This window comes from Phenylobacterium sp. (assembly GCF_044371015.1).
GTDB lineage: Bacteria > Pseudomonadota > Alphaproteobacteria > Caulobacterales > Caulobacteraceae > Phenylobacterium.
The window spans coordinates 1-4,312 of sequence record NZ_JBILUK010000258.1 but is presented as its reverse complement, the minus strand read 5'-3'; the positions used below and the strand labels follow the sequence as shown (position 1 = coordinate 4,312).

At 70.7% G+C, this 4,312-nt stretch carries 3 protein-coding genes; all 3 read right to left on the bottom strand.

Annotated features, from left to right (window positions below):
* Positions 1-45 precede the first annotated feature (45 nt).
* Entirely contained in the window at positions 46-636 is a 591-nt protein-coding gene (locus tag ACIQ3R_RS15795) for a DNA-3-methyladenine glycosylase I (protein WP_397419813.1), read from the bottom strand.
* Positions 637-810: 174 nt separating this feature from the next.
* Positions 811-2,355 (bottom strand): acetolactate synthase large subunit, encoded by a 1,545-nt coding sequence (locus tag ACIQ3R_RS15790; RefSeq protein ID WP_397419812.1) that lies wholly within the window; start codon positions 2,353-2,355, stop codon positions 811-813.
* A gap of 1 nt (position 2,356) precedes the next feature.
* Positions 2,357-4,132 (bottom strand): AMP-binding protein, encoded by a 1,776-nt coding sequence (locus ACIQ3R_RS15785; protein ID WP_397419811.1) that lies wholly within the window; start codon positions 4,130-4,132, stop codon positions 2,357-2,359.
* Positions 4,133-4,312 lie beyond the last annotated feature (180 nt).

The window sequence follows — 4,312 nt, the reverse complement described above, 5'->3', positions numbered from 1 at the left end:
CCACTGGGGGAGCTGTCGGCGAAGCCGACTGAGGGGGCATGCCGCTCACCGCGCCAGCGCCTTCACGGCCTCGTGGCGGTGGCAGGCGGTGAGGTGGTCGTTGACCAGGCCTGTGGCCTGCATCCAGGCATAGACGATCACCGGGCCGACGAACTTGAAACCGCGCGCCTTGAGCGCCTTGGACATCTCGACCGACAGGGGAGTCTGGGCCGGGACCTGGGAGATCGAGTCCCAGGCGTTCTGGATCGGACGGCCGTCGACGAAGTTCCAGCAGAAGTCAGCGAAGTCCTCGCCGCGGTCTCGCATGCCGAGGTAAAGCCGGGCGCTGTCGATGGCGGCGTCGATCTTGGCGTTGGAGCGGACGATGCCGGCGTCAGCCATCAGGCGGGCGCGGTCGGCTTCGTCGAAGCGGGCGACGGCCTCGGGGTCGAAGCCCTGGAAGGCGGCGCGGAAACCGTCGCGCTTGCGCAGGATGGTGATCCAGGCGAGCCCGGCCTGGAAGCCGTCGAGCACCAGCTTCTCCCAGAGTGCGCGGGCGTCGTACTCGGGCACGCCCCACTCTTGGTCGTGATAGGCCTCGTACTGCGCGTCGCCGTGGACGGTGGCCCAGTCGCAGCGGATGAGAGGTTCGGTCATTGTCTGAGGATGGCCGGGCCTGTGGGCGAGGGGAAGGGGCTTGGGTTGTATTCAGCCCCCTCCACCGCCTTCGGCGGTCCCCCTCCCCCGATGGGGGAGGACTGGAATCTCGTCTTCCCCCAGGCGCTTCAGCGCCGGATCGGGGGAAGTGTCCGCGTAGCGGACGAAGGGGGATCAGATCTTGGCTTCGATCAGCATCGGTCCGCGGCGACTCATGGCGGCGGCGAAGGCGGCGTCGAAGGCTTCGCCGGTGTCGCAGCTGACCGCCTCAACGCCCATGCCGCGCGCGATGTCGACCCAGCGGACATCGGGATCGCCCAGGTCCAGCAGTTTGCGCGCCTGCGGGCCCGCCGCGCCGCCGCCGGTGCGCTCCATCTCCACATTGAGGATGCGGTAGGTGTGGTTGGCGAAGATCACCACGGTGATATCGAGGTTCTCGCGCGCCATCGTCCAGAGCGACTGGACCGTGTACATGGCCGCGCCGTCGCCATTGAGGCTCAGCACCTTGGCGTCGGGCGCCGCCACCGCTGCGCCGATGGCGGTGGGCATGCCATCGCCGATGGCCCCGCCGGTCAGCGCCAGCACCGTGTGGGGCCGGGCGGTCAGGGTGGAGGCCACCACGCCGGCGCCGGAGGTGACCGCGTCGTCGCAGCTGATCGCGCCCTCGGGCATGTGGCGCGCAATGGAGGCGCCGCACATGTAGGCGGTGAGCTTGCCGCTGGGCGCCGCGTCCGGGAGCTTGAAGGGTTGGAGCGGCCCGGTCTTCGGCGCGCCAAGGGCGTCGGCCAGGGCCTCGAGGCCGGCGGTCGTATCCTCCGACCGGGCCGAGAGCGTGAGGGTGGCGCAGCCCTCGGGGACCAGCACGCTGGGCCGATTGGGATAGGCGAAGAACGCCACCGGGAGCGTCGTGCCCGCGAAGACCATCAGGTCGACGCCTTCGAGCTCGGCCAGCGCCATTTCGCCGAAATACTGCATCCGCCTGGGCGCGAAGACGCCGGCGCCGCGCGGCGTCTTCGCGATGAAGGTGTCGCAATAGACCATGACGCCGGCGGCCTCGAGCCGCGCGGCGACGGCGAGGCTCTCGGATGTGGCGACGGCCTGGGCGCCCAGCAGGACGACGGGACGTTTGGCGGCCCGGATCGCCTTGGCGGCGGCCTCGACCGCCGAGGCGGCGGGGGCAGGCGCGACCCGGCGCTGGGCGATCACCGGCTCGCCCGAGGCGGGCGACCAGGCGGCGTCGGCGGGCAGGATCAGGCTGACAGGACCGCCGGGCGGGCCATAGCTGGCCGCCACGGCCTCAGCGGTGAGGGCGGCGACCGTGTCGGCGCTGTCGGCGGACTTGGCCCACAGGGAATTGGGCGCGACCAGGGTCGGAATGTCGGAGTTGAGCGGCGCATCGAACTGGCGGTGGTAGGTGGCGTGGTCGCCGACCACATTGACGATGGGCGTAAAGGCGCGGCGGGCGTTGTGCAGGTTGGCGACGCCGTTGCCGTAGCCGGGACCCAGATGCAGCAGGGTGCACGCCGGTTTGCCCGCGATGCGGCCGTAGCCGTCGGCGGCGCCGGTGGCCACGCCCTCGAACTGGCAGAGGACCGGGCGCATGGCCGGCGCGCCGTCCAGGGCGGCGACGAACTGCATCTCGCTGGTGCCGGGATTGGCGAAGCAGGCGGTGACATCATTGGCCAGCAGGGTGGCGATCAGGGCGTCGGCGCCGTTCATGTCAGAACACCATCACGTCTAGAGGGGCAGGGACGGCGAACAGCCGGGCGGTTTCGGCCGCGCGCAAGCGGCGCGCGATACTCTGGGCGATGTAGCCTTTGTCGGTGATCTCGCCGGTGCGGACGTCGGGCGGGCCCTCCAGAACCAGGGCGCGCGCGATGCGGCCGCCGGCCCCCTTGGCGCGGGCGTTGTGGGCGACGACGCCGTCCCGGACAGCGGCCTCGACGGCGGCGCGGTCCCAGGTCGGGTTGGGGTAGAAGAGCACGCCGACGCTGTCTTCGTTTTCGCCGCAGATCACGGCGTCGGTGACGGCGTCGCCGACCTGACCGACCACGTTGATGCGGGTGTCGCCGACCATGACGAAGGTGCCGGAGGCGAGCTTGAAGTTCTCTGAAAGGCGACCGTCGAAAATCATGCCGGCGTGGGGATTGCCGGGCTCGACGAAGCGGGCGGCGTCGCCGATCTGGTAGTAGCCCTCCTCGTCGAACGCGGCGGCGGACAGTTCAGGCCGGCCGAGATAGCCGGGGGTGATCTGTGGCCCCTTGACCCGGAACTCCAGCTTGCCGGCCTGCGGCGTCAGCTTCACCGAGGTGCCGGGGATCGGCAGGCCGATCATGCCCATGCGGGCGTTGGGCCAGTGAACGTTGCAGGCGGTCGGGCCGGTCTCCGTCGCGCCGTAGCCGGAGCCGAAGCTGATCTTTTCGCCCACCGTGCGGACAGCGACGGCCTGGATGCGGTCGGCCGTGGCCTGGCCCAGGGCCGCGCCGCCATATTGCAGCAGGCGAACCCGCGAGAAGAAGATTCGGGCGAGGTCGTCGTCGCGCTCCAGAGCCTCGGCGAACAGCATCCAGGCGGCCGGCACCATGTTCTGGTAGGTCGGCGCGATGTCCTTCAGGTTCCGGATCGTCTCGCCGAAGCGGGCGGCGGTGGGCTGGCCGGCGTCGATGTAGAGCGTGGCCCCGCGGTGCGCGGAATAGTGCAGGATGGAGTTGGCCCCCAGGCTGTGGCTCCAGGGGGCGGAATGGACCAGCACCGGCGGTTCCGGGTCCTCGAAGCAGGCGGCGATCTGAGCCGAGTTCAGGCACATGGTCCGGTGGGTGTTGATCACCGCCTTGGGCAGGCCCGTGGAACCGGAGGTCAGCAGGTACTTGGCGTGCTGTTCGGGTGTGGCGACCGGCGCCGCGCCGGATCCGCGAAGGAGATTATCCAGGGTGAGGTCGCCAGGTCGGGCGTTGACCCCAGCGATCACCGGCAGGCCCGCCAGCACGTCGGAACCCAGGCCCTCTGCGAAGAGGGCGGCGTCTTCCGTGTAGACGGCCGCGGGATTCAGAACCTGGCAGGCGTGGGCGAGGCGTTCGAGATTGGCGCCCGGCAGACCATACTGCGGCGATACGGGCGCCACCGGCATGCCCTGGCCCATGGCGGCGTAGGCGATCAGCGCGTGATCGATCCCGTTTCGGGCCAGGATCAGCAACGGGCGGTCGCCGACCACGCCCAGCCCGCGCAAGCCGCCGGCCAGGGCGGCGATCTGCTGCCACGCTTCGGAGAACGTGACGGTTCGCCAGCCTTCGCCAGAACGCTCCGCCAGCCAGACCCGATCGCGCGCGACGGCGGCCCAATGGCCAAGGGCGGCGGTGGCGGTCTCGAAGTCGCGCGAGAAGGAGGCCGGGTTGGTGAGGAGGACCGAGCCGTCGGCGCGTTCCTCAACCTCCAGCCGCCGCGGCGCATAGCGCGGATCGCGGAACGGCGCGGTGGCGAGGGAGGTATCGGCGTCCATGCTTGCGAGCGTTAAGGACCGCCGCTGGGGAAGGGAAGCCCCCGGAACCTCCCTCTAGGCGCCGGAGAGCCGAATCAGCGCCTGCTCCAGAAACAGACGCTCAGCAGGCGGCGGGGCGAGATCGAGGGCCGTGCGGTAGGCGGCGCGGGCGGTCCCGGGATCGCCGGCGCGCGCCGAGAG